Consider the following 14,402-nt stretch of genomic DNA (forward strand, 5'->3'; position numbering starts at 1 on the left):
CGGGATGGCCATTGACCTGACGGCTATCGTGACCTTCCACAATGAAGGCATCCTCGCGCACGCCACGTTGCGGAGCTACCTGCTCTCACGCAATCGGGCGCAGGCAAGCGGCGTCAGCGTGCAGATGATCCTGCTGCTGGACTACGCCGATGCGGCGACCAGCCACATTGTGCGCAATCATCCAGACCTCGATGGCACCGAGCTGATTCTCGATATATCGGTGGGTGACTGTGGGCTTGGGCGCAACCTGGGTGTGGGTCATGCATCGGGCATCTTCGTATGCACGCTCGATGGCGATGACCTCATCAGCCGCGACTATTTCCAGCGCCATGTGGAGTTCGCGCGTACTACGCCGGGGCGCCTGGTCCTGCACGCCGAGATTGTCGTGAGTTTTGGTGCGACCGAGCATTTCAGCCACCAGGTCGATCAGCGCTCGATGCCGTTCACCACCGATATGCTGATGACCGTCAATCCATGGATCAGCGCGGTTTTTGCACGTAAGGACGTGTTCGAGACATTGCCCTACGTAGCCTGCTTCCCTCGACAGACCGGCTTTGGCTTCGAAGATTGGCACTGGGGTTGCCAGACCACTGCCGCTGGGTACGAGCACCTCGTCGTGCCCGGAACAGCGTACTTCTATCGGGTCAAGCAGAGCGGATCGATGAACCAGAACTCCAGCGCGCTCCAAGCGGTCATTCCGCCAACGGACCTGTTCGGTACGTGGAGGCGCTCATGATCGGCAGGGTGATGGGTCTTGCGCGTCGGGTCAGCGTTCGCCAGCTCTTCAGGAATCCCCGCGCAGAGCTTGGTCGTATTCTGGGCTGGGTGGGGCGCCGGCTGCAACGTGTTGCGACGCTTACGGCCCATGGACGCCAGGAGGTCCCCGCGTGGCTGCGCGAGGAAATGGTCGCACTCGCCAGCATCGAACCTGCCTTGGTCGGAGAGCACGGCGAACCCCACCCATACGGCTACTACGGTGTGCCCTTTCTGACCAAGCCAGGTGAGCTCTATCGTGAGCTGCAGGCCGCTGTCGGCGCACGTTACTTTTCCCATGTCATGGTGCTGCCGTGGCTGGTACGGGGCGGAGCGGATCGCGGCGCGCTTCACCACCTCAAGGCGTGGTCCGAGAGCATGCCGGTCGAGAACATCCTGCTGCTGCTCACGGAGGATGTGGAGTCGGCGTGGCTCGACCGAGTGCCTGAAGGGATAAAGGTTGTATCGTTTGGACGGATTGTCGGCAGCATGGTGCTCGAAGGAAGGGTGCAGCTGCTCACGCGCTTGCTGGTCCAGATGCAGCCGGAGGTGATTCACACCATCAACTCCAGGGTCGCATGGCAATCGTTCAAGACCTTCGGCCTTGCCCTGCGGCAGGAGTCGAAGCTGTTCGCCTCCTTGTACTGCGACGACTACTCCACCGACATGGTGCCGGTGGGATATGCCCGCAGTTACCTGCGCGAGTGCCATCCGCATTTGACGCGCGTGTTCTGCGACAACACGGTCTATCCCGTTCGCTGGGCCCACGAGCTGGGGGTCCCGCTCGATCTCTTCTCGGTACTTCGGTTCCCGCATGCCGGACCTGTCAGGGAAAAGACCGACCCCTATGAGATTCCGGGCGTTCCGCGGGTACTGTGGGCGGGCCGTTTTGATCGCCAGAAGCGGCTGGATGTGCTGGCGGCCACCGCGCGGGCCATGCCAACGGTTCCATTCGATGTACACGGGGTTTCCGACCTGGGGTCGACCGATCCTGCACTGGCGCTGCTGACGTCGCTGCCGAATGTCACGCTGCACGGGGCCTTCAGCCATTTCGAGAGCATCCTGCGGCCGGACCACGCGGCATACCTGTTCACCAGTGCCTGGGAAGGCCTGCCCACCATCCTGTTGGATGCTGCTGCAGCGGGCGTCCCCATCGTCGCGCCCGCAGTCGGCGGCGTCGTTGATCTGATCGAGCACTCCTGGCTCGTCGATGACCCCGGGGATGTCGGTGCCTTCCAGAATCGACTGGAGCGCCTCCGCGAAGATCCGCAGCTGCGCCGCCTGCGCCGGCGGAAGCAATACGACGCGCTGTCGAATGGACGGAGCTGGGAAGATTTCATTCACGCCCTGCAAACAATTGCGCATTACCTGCCTGTTGAAGCCCAGGCCTTGCATCGCATCAGTCAACAAGGAAGCACAACGTGATCATCGGACGAGGATTGGTCGCCACGGCCTTCGCCACCTGCTGGCAGCACGACGCAACTACGGCGATCGTCGCTGCCGGTGTTTCCAATTCAGCCGAGTCGGATCCAGCGGCATTCGCACGCGAGGAGAAACTGCTCGGCGAAGTAATCTCCAATCCGGCCATCGAGCGGATCGTATATTTCGGCAGTTGTGCGGTCGGGAACGCGGCGGAGCAGCAGACGCCCTATCTGCAGCACAAGGCGCGGATGGAAGCGCGCATCCTGGCCGATCCGCGGGGACAGGTGTTCCGGCTTCCGCAGGTGGTCGGTACAGGTGGAAACCCGCATACCCTGACCAACTTCCTTCACGCACGCATCAGGTCGGGTGAGTCATTTGACGTGTGGGCGCGGGCGGAGCGCAACCTGATCGACATTGAAGATGTCGCGATCCTCGGTACCCACGTGTTGCGCCACCCTGGCGACTATCCCGCAATGATGTCGCTGGCCGATACCCACTCCACCCAGATGCTGGAGATTGTCCGCAGCATGGAGCACGTACTGGGCCAGCAGGGCAATTATTCGGTACTTGAGCGGGGGGTGGCATTCCCGATCGACACCCGTGACTGCCAGCGCGCCGCACTGTCCTGTGGCGTACCGCTGGGTGAGGGTTACCTGCGCAGGCTGCTCGGCAAGTATTACGGCGGCCGGCCAGGTTCTGGCGACGATTGAGTTGGTCGGGGCTGGCCGGAAGGCAGGTGCGCAGCTTGTTCAGGAATCTGGCCAGCTGGGCATCGCAGAATCCACCCGGATTCTGCACTCGCAAGTATCATCAACGGCTGGTCGCAGGAATGACCCTCGACTTCGGCAGTAATCATGGGAATCGGTGGCGCAAAATGAATGCGAAGAGCAAGCGGCGTGTGGTAATCCCGTCGGTCCGCAGGAGCGGAGGATGAGCGCGCCGGCGTTGAGTGCGATCGTGACCTTCCACGGTGAGGGTATTCTCGCGCACACCGCGCTGAGGTCTTACGCATTGTCGCGGGATACAGCCCGTCGCGAAGGCGTCGAGGTGCAGCTGGTACTTGTTCTCGACCGCGCCGACCCGCAGACCCGGCAGTTCGTCATGGGTCACCCCGACCTGGATGGGAGTGAAACCATCGTCGAAACCCAGGTGGGTGACCTGGCCCTGGCGCGCAACGCCGGCGTGGCTGCCAGCCGTGCGGACTACATCTGCACGCTGGACGGCGATGACCTGATCTCCACGGGCTATTTCCTGATGCACCTCAAGGAAGCAGCGCGCATGGATGGGCGCTTCGTGCTGCATCCGGAGATGGTCCTGAGCTTCGGCATGTACAGCGCCTACAACTGGCAGGTCGATCAGGCCGGCGACTACTACGACGAGCGTGCCTTGCTGACGGTCAACCCGTGGATCAGTGCGGCATTCTCCACCCGCGAGCTGTATGAAACCATTCCCTACGTGGCCTGCTACCCGCGTAAAACCGGGTTTGGTTACGAAGACTGGTACTGGAACAGCGAGACCATCGCCCGTGGCGTGGTCCATCGCCTGGCATGGGGCTCGGCCTACTTCTACCGGCGCAAGTGGCACGGCTCGCTCAACGAGGCCAGCCACGCACTGAAGACGGTCATTCCGCGGACGTCGTTGTTTGCGCTGGGTCGCGCCCGCACCGGGGGAAGCAGCCGTGCTTGATCGCCTGACGCACAATCGATGGGTACGCAACCGCTACACGCGCCGCCTGGCGCAGCTGGCACGGCGCTTCTTCTCCCTGCTGTTCGGCGCCCATGCCCCTCGCGCCGATGCCGGATCCGTGCTGCCGAGCGGCGCACCGGCGATGCCGCTCTGGCTGCAGGAAGAGATGACCCGGTTGGCCGCGATGGAGCCGGAACTGCTGCCTCCGGGTACCGACTTCAACCGATATGCGTTCTACTCGGTCCCGATGCATGTTGCGCCGGGCGAGGCGTACGCGGAACTCGCAAACGCCATCGGCGGGGAGCCCTACAGCCACGTCCTGGTCATTCCGTGGCTGAAGCAGGGCGGTGCGGATCGCGGCATCATCTATCACGCAAACGCCATCGCCGAACATGACCCGTCCGCGCGGATCCTGGTGCTGACCACGGAGCATTCGTCATCGCCCTGGGCCTCGCGGCTCCCGAGGCAGGCAACACATGTGGACTTTGCCCACGCGGTTGCATCGTTGGATTTCAACCAACAGGTTGCGGTGATGGCACGGCTGCTCATCCAGTTGCGGTCGCCGCTGGTGCATCTGGTCAATTCGCGCGTGGGCTGGGAAACGGTTGTCCGCCATGGCCTGGCGCTTACCCAGCACTCACGCCTGTACGCATCGATCTTCTGCGACGACTACGATGAGCGGATGAACCCGGTGGGGTACGCGCGCGATTATCTGCGTTATTGCTACCCCTACCTGTCGGCGGTGATCTGCGATAACTCGCGTTACCCGCAGATCTGGAGCCGGGAGCTGGGCGTTCCGGCCGCTCTGTTCACCGTCGTTCCCTTCCCCTACGACGGGCAGCTACCGGGGCGTTCGGCTGCCGCGCTGAGTGGGGTGGGGGCGGATCGCGTGCTGTGGGCCGGTCGCCTCGATCGCCAGAAGCGTCCCGATCTGCTGGCCGCCATCGCCGCGCGGATGCCGCGCGTTCACTTCGATGTCTATGGCGCGCAAGTAATGTCCGGCGCCGCGGCGCAGGACCTGGGTGCGCTCCGGTCGCTGCCCAATGTGACCCTGCATGGCGAATTCCAGCGTCTGGAATCGGTAGCCAGTGAGCGCCACTTCGCGTATCTGCATACCACGGCCTGGGAAGGCACCCCGACCATCCTGTTCGACGTCGCGGCCGCACGGCTGCCGATCTGCGCCCCGGCCGTCGGCGGCATCGTGGACTTCCTGGCTGCCGCTGACCTGATCAGTGAGCCGGAGGACATCGATGCCTTCGTACAGCGGCTGGAGCAGTTGCGGGCGGCGCCGGCGCTGCGCGATCAGCTCGTTCAGCGCCAGCTCGAGTCGCTTGCACGCAACCGCCAATGGTCTGGTTTCACCGCGGCACTGCAGGCACTTGACGGTTACCTGGTGCCGAAGAAAAGTACTTCTACCGACCAGGTGGTCGGCTACGCATGATGCCAAGAGAGGCTGCAAAATGAAGGTTCTTGTAACTGGCGGCGCCGGCTTTGTCGGCTCGCACACCGTCGTGGAACTGGTCGCTGCCGGGCATGACGTGCAGGTGGTCGAGAACTTCTGCAACAGCGAGCGCTGGATCGTCGAGCGCATCGAGCGCATCACCGGGCAGCCGTTGGCGCTGGACGAACTGGATATCCGCGACCACGCCGCACTCCTGGCCACGCTCAAGCGATTCCAGCCCGATGCGGTGATTCATTTTGCCGCGCTGAAGTCGGTATCTGAAAGTGCCGAGCTGCCGGCCCGGTACTACGACGTCAACGTGGGGGGGACGGCAACCCTGCTGGAGGCAATGCAGGAAGTGGGGTGCGCGCGCATTGTGTTCAGCTCGTCGGCGACGGTGTATGGGCAGCCTGAAGCCTGCCCGGTGCCGGAAAGCGCGCCCGTGAACCCCGGCAATCCCTACGGCCGCACGAAACTGATCGGTGAGTGGCTGATCCGTGATTGCGTAGCGGCGCCGGGTGCCTCGCTCAGTGCAGCCATCCTGCGTTACTTCAATCCGGTGGGTGCACATCCCAGCGGGCTGATCGGCGAGCTGCCGCGGGGCGTGCCCAACAACCTGGCGCCTTACATCACCCAGACCGCTGCAGGCCAGCGCGACTACATCCGCGTCTTTGGCGACGACTACGCCACGCCGGACGGAACCGGGGTGCGCGATTACATCCACGTGGTCGACCTGGCAAAGGCCCATGTCGCCGCGCTGGACGCGCTGGTCCGCAATGAGGCGCGCGAGTTGACCCTCAATCTGGGCACCGGGCGCGGCTACTCGGTGCTGGAACTGATCGAAACCTTCTCGTCCGTGGTCGGCCATGCAATTCCCTACCAGCGCCAGGGGCGGCGGGTGGGTGACATTGGTGAGTGCTGGGCCGACCCGTCCCGGGCCAACCACGTGCTGGGGTGGCGCGCCGAAAAGTCGCTTCTGGATATCTGCGCCGATGCCTGGCGGTGGCAGCAGGCCTGCTCGGGCAGGGATGCGTTGGATCCGGCCGTGGCCTAAGCGCCGCGGCCAGCGCTGCTCATTGCTTCTGCGAAACCCGGAATACCCAGAAGTTCATCACGATGAAGACGATGACCGGCACCGCGATGGCCGAGAACAGAATGCCCCAGCGGTAATCAAGCTGCGCGTGCGAGATTACCGCCATGCCGCCGGCTGACAAACCGATATTGAGGCCATGCACCACGAGGAACTTGCCAGACTCACGCGCCACTTCCCCGTTCGAGGCGAAAGTGAAGTACTTGTGGGCCAGAAAGTTTGGCGCCAGCAGCAGCAAATAGGCCGCCACCGTTGCAAGCACCGGGTGCATGCCGCTTTTCTCGACCATCAGCCAGGTCAGCGCGGCAAACAGCAGCGTGCTGGTTCCGCCCACCGCGCCGAACCTGACCAGCTTCCAGAACAGCAGCTTGGCCTCATCCGGCCTCACGGCAGGGGGTCCGGGGTCTCCTCGACGCGCTCGGCAATCGAGTACTGGGTGGGCGTGGTGAAGTTCAGCAGGATGCGACCCACATACTCACCGATGGCACCCAGTGCCAGCAGTTGCACACCGCCCATGATCAGGATGGCCACGATCAGTGAAGACCAGCCCACGGCAACGCTGGGGTCCAGCAGTTTATGCGCCACGATGACGGCCGCGAATACGAAGCCCGCGGCCGAAATGGCCATTCCGGTGAGCGAGGCCATGCGCAGCGGTGCCACCGAGAAGCTGGTCGCCATCTTCAGCCACAGCGAAATGGACTTCTTCAGGCTGTAGCCGGAACTGCCATCCTCGCGGGCGTGGTGACCCACCGTGCGCGTGGTGATCCGCGACGTGGCGGAGAGGATGAGGCCGTCCAGATAGATCGCCGGCCCGCGGAACGCGACCACTTCGTTGCGCACGCCGCGGCGCATCGCTTTGAACGGAGACAGGTACAGGCCCTTGGGCTTCTGCAGCAGCCAGGTCGCAACTCGGTCGTTGAAGCGGCTTCCAAGGACTTTCCAGGCCGCGTGCTTGCGCCCGAGGAAGGTCCCGTAGCAGACATCGTGCTCGTCATCCAGGGCTTCCACCAGCGTGGGAATATCCGACGGCGCATGCTGCAGGTCGTCGTCCATGGTGACGATGACCCGGCCGCGGCATTCCCGCAGGCCCGCGAAGATCGCCATATGCTGGCCGACATTCTTGCGGAGATTCAACGCGCGTACCCAGGTATGGGTGCGCGCGAGCTCGCTGGCAACCTTCCAGGAGCCATCGGGGCTCCGGTCGTTCACGAGGATCAACTCCAGCGTGTAGCGACCGCCGATCGCGGCATCGATCGCCGCGACCAGCGCGGCCAGGGTCTTCTCGCTGCGGTAGGCCGGTACAACGATTGAAAGGTCGATCAGGCCAACCGAGTCATCGGTACCTATGTTGTTCGCCATGGCCTGCCCATTCTGGAGGATGCTTCGCTCAGTCAGGTAGTATAGGTGTGAACCCGGGGCAGTGCACGGCGGGGGGGCGACGCACCCAGCGCCTCTGAGGGAGGCCGGCCCTGGCCAAGTCAAGTCGGCGCTCACGGACACACGAGGTGTGAATTGAATCAACTTGCGCGTTATTGCGGGTATGCGCTTGATCGTCTGGACCGTAGTTATCTCCTGTATGCCATCCTCATCCTGCTGGGCATGTACAGCTTGGGGCAGCTCACGGCGCCCTTCGTCGCCCATGATGAATTCGACTGGCTCCTTTCCGGCTTCGATCAGGGGTTCGAGACACCCCTGAGCAAGGCAGGCTCCGAAGGCCGCTGGGGCAACTTTGTGTGGGCGAAGTTCAGCCACCATCTCAGCATCAAAGGCGCATTCGGGCTGTACCTGGTTGCCTTCTCGACGATGTGCGTGCTGATCGCACGGGTCGTGTCCCCGTCGGCGGGCGTAGTGGGTGCGTTGTTGATTTTCCTGTCGCCCATGACCGCCGAAACCATGCAGTGGCCCGTCACCCAGTTGACCGGGGTCCTGGTCACGCTCGCGGGGTGCGCGGCATTGCTGCGGGTGCAGTCCGATGCACAGCGCTGCCTGGTCATGGCCGTCGCGGTGATTGCAGGTTTTCTGTTCTATCCGTCGTTCGGGCCATTGTTCCTTCTGATGTACGGCGTGCGCTGCTCTGGCGGGCCGCGCAGCGTAATCCTCGGGGCGATGGTGTATGTCGCCAGCTTTGCGCTGGCGGTGCTGTTGGTCTTCTCATTGAACTACCACTTCCATGGCACGTTCTCCATTGAGCCTGCCACATGGCGGCAAGCCACTCCGCTCCTGCATGGCGGGACCCTGGAGGGGAATATCGATCGCTACCTGGGCTGGTTTGCAGCAGCCCGTGGACTGTGGCCAGCGTTGACCGCCGGAGCGGTGGCGTTTGCCCTGTGCATCGGGTACAAGCTGCAGGTCAGGCAGTGCCTTGCAATGCTGCTGTTTGGCTGCCTGTTGCTGGGGATCGATGCGTCGCTTTCGATCATTTCCGGCGTGTCGTTGCCGTTGCGTTCCTCTGTCTGGCTCTGGCTGCTGGTCTGCATTCCGGTCATCCTGCTGATCTACGAGCGCAAAACCATCGTACTGGGCCTGCTGCTCACCTTGCCGCTTGCCTACACTGGCCTGCTGAGCTGGCAGTCTGCGTATTCGGGTACGCGCCAGGTCTATCCGGCGATGGAGCGGACGGGACTGGAAATCGCCCGGGCGCAGGCGGTCTCTGCTGGAAGATTCGACGATGTGATCATTTTTGGCGATGTCCACGCCAACCCGACGTTGGGCTGGCTGCATAGCAATCGGGCGCTCAGGAACTACCTGTACAAGGATATGTCGCTCTACACCAAAGCGTGCGACGAGGCGCTATGTGCCCGTATTCAAAGCGACATCGACCAGCGCCGGGAGGTGCCGCAGTGGCTGATAGTCGACCGTCACCTGGTGTGGGTGCTCTCACCCCGAAATGGCGGTGCCTATTGAACCCCGCTGGATGAATCGTATGAAGAGGTCTGGATCATGAACATTGCTGCGCGCGTGGCTGGGCTGCTGGCGCGACTCCTTCCCACCCCCGGCATTCGTCGGTTGTTCGTGGCGTGCACGGTTGTAACGGTGCTGACCCTGCTGGCGCGCATGCCGTTCGTGCTTGCGCCCGGCATGTCGACCGATTCATACGCCTATCTTGACGGCTGGCCGACGTTTGAACAGCTGGCAGGCCAGGGACGCTTTGGCCAGTTCCTAGTGTTCAAACTGTTCGGAGCGCTCGCCATCGACCCGTTGGCGTTCGCAACGCTCCTGCAAGGCGTGGGTCTGGCAGTCTTCGCGTTTACCGCTCCGTTGTTGTTTGCGGGCTTCGCAAGCCCCGAGCAGAATCGCCTGATTCCAATCTGCCTGGCCGGGCTGGTGGTGACCCTGCATCCGTATGCGGCGGAGATCCTCACATTCTCGGAAGCCTCGTTCACAGCGCTGCTGGCGACGGCCATGGGCATTGCGTCCATCTTCATCGTGGCGCGGCGCGCGCGTTGGTGGTGGCTCGCCAGCGTGATGCTGATCGTTGCCTTGTCCATGTACCAGGTGTTGATCAACTACGCGGCGTTGATGATCTTGTTCGGGTTTCTGCAGATATACCTGCGGGTTGGCCGCTTTCGGGGTGCGGTCCGGGAGGAGTACCGCCCGCTCCTGCGTTCCTGCCTGGTGCTGGTTGGCTCGGTGCTGGCGTACCTGATCCTGCACAAGGCTCTCGTGGCCCTGACGGGTGCCACCGAGGTGAGCAGGGCCGGTCTGCTGCCCATCGGGAACGTTGGTGCACGCCTTCACGACATTGCGGCGCTGGGCGGTTTTCTGTGGGATCGAAGCCTGCTGGTGACATACGGCACCGCGGCCAAGGCGCTGCTCTGGGGCATGGCCATCGCTGGCTGGGCCTTCCTGCTGGTCCGGCTGCTGGCACGCCCCAGCGCGGGTGTCGTGCTGCCGCTGGTAGTCGTGGCATTGGTCCCGGTCGCCGCGCTTGGCGTGGTGAGCGTGGCTGCGGTCTGGTGGCCCGCCCCGCGGGTATTGGGTGGCATCGTAGCGGTGTGGGCGATGGGCGTCTATTGGTTTGCCTGGTTCGTCAATGGTCGCCTCGGGAGATTGCTGGTGCTGGCGGCGGCTGCGATGCTGCTGGTGGGGTTCACCGCCGTCGGGCACCGGGTTCACAGCGACCAGCTTCAATTGAACGCCTTCGATCGCCTGCTTGCCCAGCGGGTCTACGATGAGCTGATCCGGCTGGACACCTACAATGACCAGACGCCGGTAGTCGTGGTCAACCGCCGCCTGAGCTGGTCGCACCCACTGCCGCTGGCGAGTGCATGGATGGACCTCAACCTGACGGCCTTCGCGGACAAGCGCGCCATCAAGGGGCTGCTGCAGCTGTCCAATGGCCGAACGCTGCATGTAGTTTTGCCGGATTCTGCCGATACTAGGCAGTGTGAAGCGCTGCCCGCCTGGCCGGACACCGGGTTCGCGGTTGCCCGGTCCTCGGGCGACGTGCTGGTGTGCCTCTGAGCAGTTGTTGGCTTTTTAGATAGAGATTTGGTTCAGGACATAGATGAATACCTTCCATTCTTTGACGACCTTCAGAACGTCGGATCCCGCAGTCCGACTCTTGCAGGTCTGCATCATCGTTACCTTGGTCACGCTGTTTGCGCGACTTCCGTTCGTGGTCCAGCACGGGCTGTCCATCGACTCGTACTTCTACGTGCGTGGTTTCCCCACCATGTCGCAGCTCTTTGGCCAAGGCCGCTTTGGCCAGTACACGGTCTTCAAGGCGGGTGAGGCGATCGGCTTCAATGCCCTCACGTTCGGTACCCTGCTGCAGGGCGTCGGGCTTGCGTGCTTCGCTGCAACCGTTCCGCTGGTGTTCACTGCATTCGACCGTATTGGCCTGGTATCACGCACGGGTCTGGTGCTGACCAGTCTGATGGTGACACTGCACCCGTATTCGGCCGAAATCCTGTCGTTCTCCGAGGCGTCCTTCACCGCGCAGCTGGCGACGGCCATGGGTATTGGCGCCACGTTCCTGGCCGCACGTCGTCCAGATCGCTGGTGGTTGAGTACGATCCTGCTGGTCCTCGCATTGTCGATGTATCAGTTGTTGCTGAACTACATTGCCCTGATGCTGCTGTTCGGCGCCATCCAGTTGCTGGTGCGCGAACGTGGTGCCGCCCTGCGGGAGTGGCAGCGCTATCGGGAGTTTCTCGCCCCGGTACTCATGACCGTGGTCGGGCTGGCGGTGTACATGGTGCTGTACAAGATCGTGATCGCGTCCTTTGGTCTGCACAAGGACAGTCGCAGCCAGCTGCTGGCCCTTGACATGATCGCTTCCCGGTTTGCCGAATTGACCCAGCTTTCAGATTTCCTCTGGACACGGCCTTACATCGTGGAAGATGCACCTGTTGCGTCGGCTCTGATGTGGGCGGCTGCCGTGCTGGGCTGGGCCGCTTTCGTTGTATGGGTCGTGGTGAAACGGCCGCGGCAAGCGCTGGTCTGCCTGCCGCTGACCGCATTGATTCCCCTGGCTGGCATCGGTGTTATCGCGGTGGGCCAGGCGTGGTGGCCAGTGCCACGTGTACTGGGCGGAATCGTGGTGGTCTGGTCCATGGGGGTCTACTGGTTGTTCTACCTCTTCCGGGGCCGCTGGGAGCAATGGGCCATCGGGGTACCTGTCGGAGTGTCGCTGTTGGGCGCTGCCGCGATCGGTCACCGCATCCACAGCGACCAGATGTTGGTCAACGGCTATGACAAGCTGTTGGCTGCCGAGATCTATCATTCGCTCAATGAGCATCCGGAGTTCAACGATCAGACCAAGATCGCGATCGTGAACCGCAACATGCGCTGGGCACACCCTGCGCCGCTTCCCACCGCCTTCATGGACCTCAACATGACGGCCTTCGCGCTCACCGGTTCACAGCAGGGCATCCTGCGGATGACGACCGGCCATCCGTTGACTACGGTCGAGCCGACACCGGAACACATCAAGGTCTGTGACTCGATTCCGTTCTGGCCCTCAAAGGGCTACACGGCGATCACACCGTCCGGCGACGCGGTGGTCTGCCTGTAAGGACAAAAAAAGGGCCAGGCGGGTTTCCCCGTCTGGCCCTTGATCATTCGGTCTTGGCTGCGCGAATCAGAGCGCCGCTTCCAGCTCCGGCAGCAGGGTGAACAGATCCCCGACCAGGCCGATATCGGCAATCTCAAAGATCGGCGAATCGGGATCTTTGTTGATCGCCACGATGGTGCCCGCGTCCTTGATCCCGGTCAGGTGCTGGATGGCACCGCTGATGCCCACCGCCACGTACAGCTCCGGCGAGATGATCTTCCCGGTCTGGCCCACCTGCAGGTCGCTGGGCACATAGCCGGCGTCCACGGCGGCGCGCGAGGCCCCCACGGCGGCACCCAGCTTGTCGGCCAGCTGGAAGATCACCTTGAAGTTCTCCTCCGAACCCACGCCACGGCCACCGGAGACCACGCGCTTGGCGCTCTGCAGGTCCGGGCGGTCAGTTGCACCGGCGGCCAGGCCGATGAAGCGGGTGTGCGAGGGCAGGGCGGCGTCCACGCTGGCGGCTTCGACCGGGGCGCTGCCGCCCTTGGCCGCTTCCGGCCAGGAGGCAGCACGCACGGTGGCGACCACGATCTGGTCGGCCGGGACCTCCACGGTGATGATGGCGTTGCCCGCGTAGATCGGGCGCTTGAAGCTGTGGCTGCCTTCAACCGTCATCAGGTCCGAAACCTGGTTCACGCCCAGCAGGGCGGCCACGCACGGCATCAGGTCCTTGCCGAAGGTGGTCGAGGGGCCGAAGACGTGGGTATAGCCCTTGGCCAGCTGCGCGATCTGCGGCGCCAGCACCTGGGCCAGGGCCTGGGCGTTAGCCGCATTGGCAACGGTCAGGACCTTGGTCACGCCGGCCAGTTCTGCGGCCTGGGCGGCCACGGCCGCCGGGTCGGCAGCCAGCACCAGCACGTCGATGCTGGCGCCGCTGATGGCGGCGGCCGCGCTCACGGTCTTGGCAGTGGCGGCATTGAGCTTGCCGTCATGGTGTTCGGCAACAACGAGGATCTTGGTCATTACAGCAACCCCTTCTGCTTGAGTGCGGCAACCAGTTCGGCCGCGTCCTTCACCATCACGCCCTTGCTGCGCTTGGACGGCGCGGCATACTGGGTGGTCTTGAAGGTGTCGGCTGCTTCAACGCCGAGGTCGGCCAGCTGCAGGGTTTCCAGCGGCTTGGCCTTGGCCTTCATGATGTCCGGCAGTTTGATGAAGCGCGGTTCGTTCAGGCGCAGGTCGGTGGTGATCACGGCCGGCAGGTCCACTTCCAGCGTTTCCAGGCCGGCGTCGACCTCGCGGGTCACCGTGGCCTTGCCATCGGCGATCTCCAGCTTGCTGGCAAAGGTCGCCTGCGGGCGGCCCCACAGCGTGGCCAGCATCTGGCCGGTCTGGTTGGCGTCGTCGTCGATGGCCTGCTTGCCCAGGATGACCAGGTCCGGCTGTTCCTTCTCGACCAGCTTGAGCAGGGTGCGCGCGGCGGTCAGCGGCTGGATGGCCTGGTCGGTGACCACGTGGATGGCGCGGTTGGCCCCCATGGCCAGGCCGTTGCGCAGGTGCGCCTGGGCATCGGCCGGGGCGATGGTGGCGACCACGACCTCGGTGGCGATGCCCTTGTCGCGCAGGCGCAGGGCTTCTTCCAGTGCGATTTCGTCAAAGGGGTTGGGGGACAGCTTGACGCCGTCGGTGACCACGCCGGAACCGTCCGGCTTGACCTGAATGCGGACGTTGTAGTCCACCACGCGCTTGTACGCGACGAGGATTTTCATCTGGTGCGGGATCCTTGGTAGTGCCGGCCGCTGGCCGGCTCGCAATAGCTGGGAACGTCCGGCCCTACGCAAGCTGCCGGTTCGGGGGGTGGGACAGGGATTCTAACTGTCCGCGCGCCACCATGCGAATGCGTATGGATATGTTGCGTTGCGGCACTCGAGGGTGCTTCTACTGGACTCATTCATCTGCCAAACGAGGTCGTGAAGACCGACCCGATGTATGCTGTCGCGCTGAATCGG

13 protein-coding genes are annotated in these 14,402 nt (G+C 63.5%); 9 read left to right on the forward strand and 4 right to left on the reverse strand.

What is annotated here, in order from left to right; all coding sequences use genetic code 11:
- Positions 1-4: 4 nt before the first annotated feature.
- The 6 genes from ACQG3P_RS05720 (at position 5) to galE (ending at position 6,356) form a co-directional block, all read left to right on the forward strand.
- Positions 5-736, forward strand: a complete 732-nt coding sequence (locus ACQG3P_RS05720) for a glycosyltransferase (RefSeq protein ID WP_426804454.1) — start codon at positions 5-7, stop codon at positions 734-736.
- Positions 733-2,178 (forward strand): glycosyltransferase, encoded by a 1,446-nt coding sequence (locus ACQG3P_RS05725; protein ID WP_426804455.1) that lies wholly within the window; start codon positions 733-735, stop codon positions 2,176-2,178. Before ACQG3P_RS05720 ends, ACQG3P_RS05725 begins: the two co-directional genes overlap by 4 nt.
- Complete coding sequence (locus tag ACQG3P_RS05730; protein ID WP_426804456.1) at positions 2,175-2,885, forward strand: hypothetical protein; 711 nt, start codon at positions 2,175-2,177, stop codon at positions 2,883-2,885. The genes ACQG3P_RS05725 and ACQG3P_RS05730 overlap by 4 nt, the downstream gene beginning before the upstream one ends.
- A gap of 220 nt (positions 2,886-3,105) precedes the next feature.
- A complete protein-coding gene (locus ACQG3P_RS05735) occupies positions 3,106-3,861 on the forward strand; it encodes a glycosyltransferase family A protein (RefSeq protein ID WP_426804457.1) in 756 nt (251 codons plus the stop codon).
- On the forward strand, positions 3,854-5,302 hold the full coding sequence (locus ACQG3P_RS05740) for a glycosyltransferase (RefSeq protein WP_426804458.1): 1,449 nt from the start codon (positions 3,854-3,856) through the stop codon (positions 5,300-5,302). Before ACQG3P_RS05735 ends, ACQG3P_RS05740 begins: the two co-directional genes overlap by 8 nt.
- Positions 5,303-5,321: 19 nt before the next feature.
- Positions 5,322-6,356 (forward strand): UDP-glucose 4-epimerase GalE, encoded by a 1,035-nt coding sequence (galE, locus tag ACQG3P_RS05745; RefSeq protein WP_426804459.1) that lies wholly within the window; start codon positions 5,322-5,324, stop codon positions 6,354-6,356.
- A gap of 19 nt (positions 6,357-6,375) precedes the next feature.
- On the opposite strand, the gene ACQG3P_RS05750 is transcribed toward galE, so the two are convergent.
- Positions 6,376-6,780 carry a GtrA family protein gene (locus ACQG3P_RS05750; protein ID WP_426804460.1) on the reverse strand — a complete coding sequence of 135 codons (405 nt, stop codon included), beginning with the start codon at positions 6,778-6,780 and terminating at the stop codon, positions 6,376-6,378.
- Positions 6,777-7,751 (reverse strand): glycosyltransferase family 2 protein, encoded by a 975-nt coding sequence (locus tag ACQG3P_RS05755; RefSeq protein WP_426804461.1) that lies wholly within the window; start codon positions 7,749-7,751, stop codon positions 6,777-6,779. The genes ACQG3P_RS05750 and ACQG3P_RS05755 overlap by 4 nt, the downstream gene beginning before the upstream one ends.
- A 153-nt stretch (positions 7,752-7,904) precedes the next feature.
- On the opposite strand from ACQG3P_RS05755, the gene ACQG3P_RS05760 reads away from it, so the two are divergent.
- The 3 genes from ACQG3P_RS05760 to ACQG3P_RS05770 are packed head-to-tail and all read left to right on the forward strand — an operon-like array spanning position 7,905 to position 12,411.
- Positions 7,905-9,296, forward strand: coding sequence for a hypothetical protein (locus ACQG3P_RS05760; RefSeq protein WP_426804462.1), 1,392 nt, complete (start codon positions 7,905-7,907; stop codon positions 9,294-9,296).
- A 36-nt stretch (positions 9,297-9,332) separates the two neighbouring features.
- Positions 9,333-10,856 (forward strand): glucosyltransferase domain-containing protein, encoded by a 1,524-nt coding sequence (locus tag ACQG3P_RS05765; RefSeq protein ID WP_426804463.1) that lies wholly within the window; start codon positions 9,333-9,335, stop codon positions 10,854-10,856.
- A gap of 43 nt (positions 10,857-10,899) precedes the next feature.
- Positions 10,900-12,411 carry a glucosyltransferase domain-containing protein gene (locus ACQG3P_RS05770; RefSeq protein WP_426804464.1) on the forward strand — a complete coding sequence of 504 codons (1,512 nt, stop codon included), beginning with the start codon at positions 10,900-10,902 and terminating at the stop codon, positions 12,409-12,411.
- Between the two features lie 66 nt (positions 12,412-12,477).
- Here the strand turns inward: ACQG3P_RS05770 and ACQG3P_RS05775 are convergent, their stop codons facing one another.
- The gene (locus ACQG3P_RS05775) at positions 12,478-13,416 is read right to left on the reverse strand and encodes an electron transfer flavoprotein subunit alpha/FixB family protein (protein ID WP_426804465.1); all 939 of its coding nucleotides are present in this window, start codon (positions 13,414-13,416) and stop codon (positions 12,478-12,480) included.
- The gene (locus tag ACQG3P_RS05780) at positions 13,416-14,162 is read right to left on the reverse strand and encodes an electron transfer flavoprotein subunit beta/FixA family protein (protein ID WP_184124615.1); all 747 of its coding nucleotides are present in this window, start codon (positions 14,160-14,162) and stop codon (positions 13,416-13,418) included. Before ACQG3P_RS05780 ends, ACQG3P_RS05775 begins: the two co-directional genes overlap by 1 nt.
- Between the last annotated feature and the right edge of the window lie 240 nt (positions 14,163-14,402).

Origin of the sequence: Stenotrophomonas sp. SrG, from assembly GCF_050031795.1 — a bacterium.
In the GTDB taxonomy this organism is placed as follows: domain Bacteria; phylum Pseudomonadota; class Gammaproteobacteria; order Xanthomonadales; family Xanthomonadaceae; genus Stenotrophomonas; species Stenotrophomonas rhizophila_A.

Bases quoted from the DNA above. Each gene is read 5' to 3' on its own strand.
- ACQG3P_RS05720 (WP_426804454.1), top strand. From the start codon at position 5: ATGGCCATTGACCTGACGGCTATCGTGACCTTCCACAATGAAGGCATC.
- ACQG3P_RS05725 (WP_426804455.1), top strand. From the start codon at position 733: ATGATCGGCAGGGTGATGGGTCTTGCGCGTCGGGTCAGCGTTCGCCAG.
- ACQG3P_RS05735 (WP_426804457.1), top strand. From the start codon at position 3,106: ATGAGCGCGCCGGCGTTGAGTGCGATCGTGACCTTCCACGGTGAGGGT.
- galE (WP_426804459.1), top strand. From the start codon at position 5,322: ATGAAGGTTCTTGTAACTGGCGGCGCCGGCTTTGTCGGCTCGCACACC.
- ACQG3P_RS05755 (WP_426804461.1), bottom strand. From the start codon at position 7,751: ATGGCGAACAACATAGGTACCGATGACTCGGTTGGCCTGATCGACCTT.
- ACQG3P_RS05765 (WP_426804463.1), top strand. From the start codon at position 9,333: ATGAACATTGCTGCGCGCGTGGCTGGGCTGCTGGCGCGACTCCTTCCC.
- ACQG3P_RS05770 (WP_426804464.1), top strand. From the start codon at position 10,900: ATGAATACCTTCCATTCTTTGACGACCTTCAGAACGTCGGATCCCGCA.
- ACQG3P_RS05775 (WP_426804465.1), bottom strand. From the start codon at position 13,416: ATGACCAAGATCCTCGTTGTTGCCGAACACCATGACGGCAAGCTCAAT.
- ACQG3P_RS05780 (WP_184124615.1), bottom strand. From the start codon at position 14,162: ATGAAAATCCTCGTCGCGTACAAGCGCGTGGTGGACTACAACGTCCGC.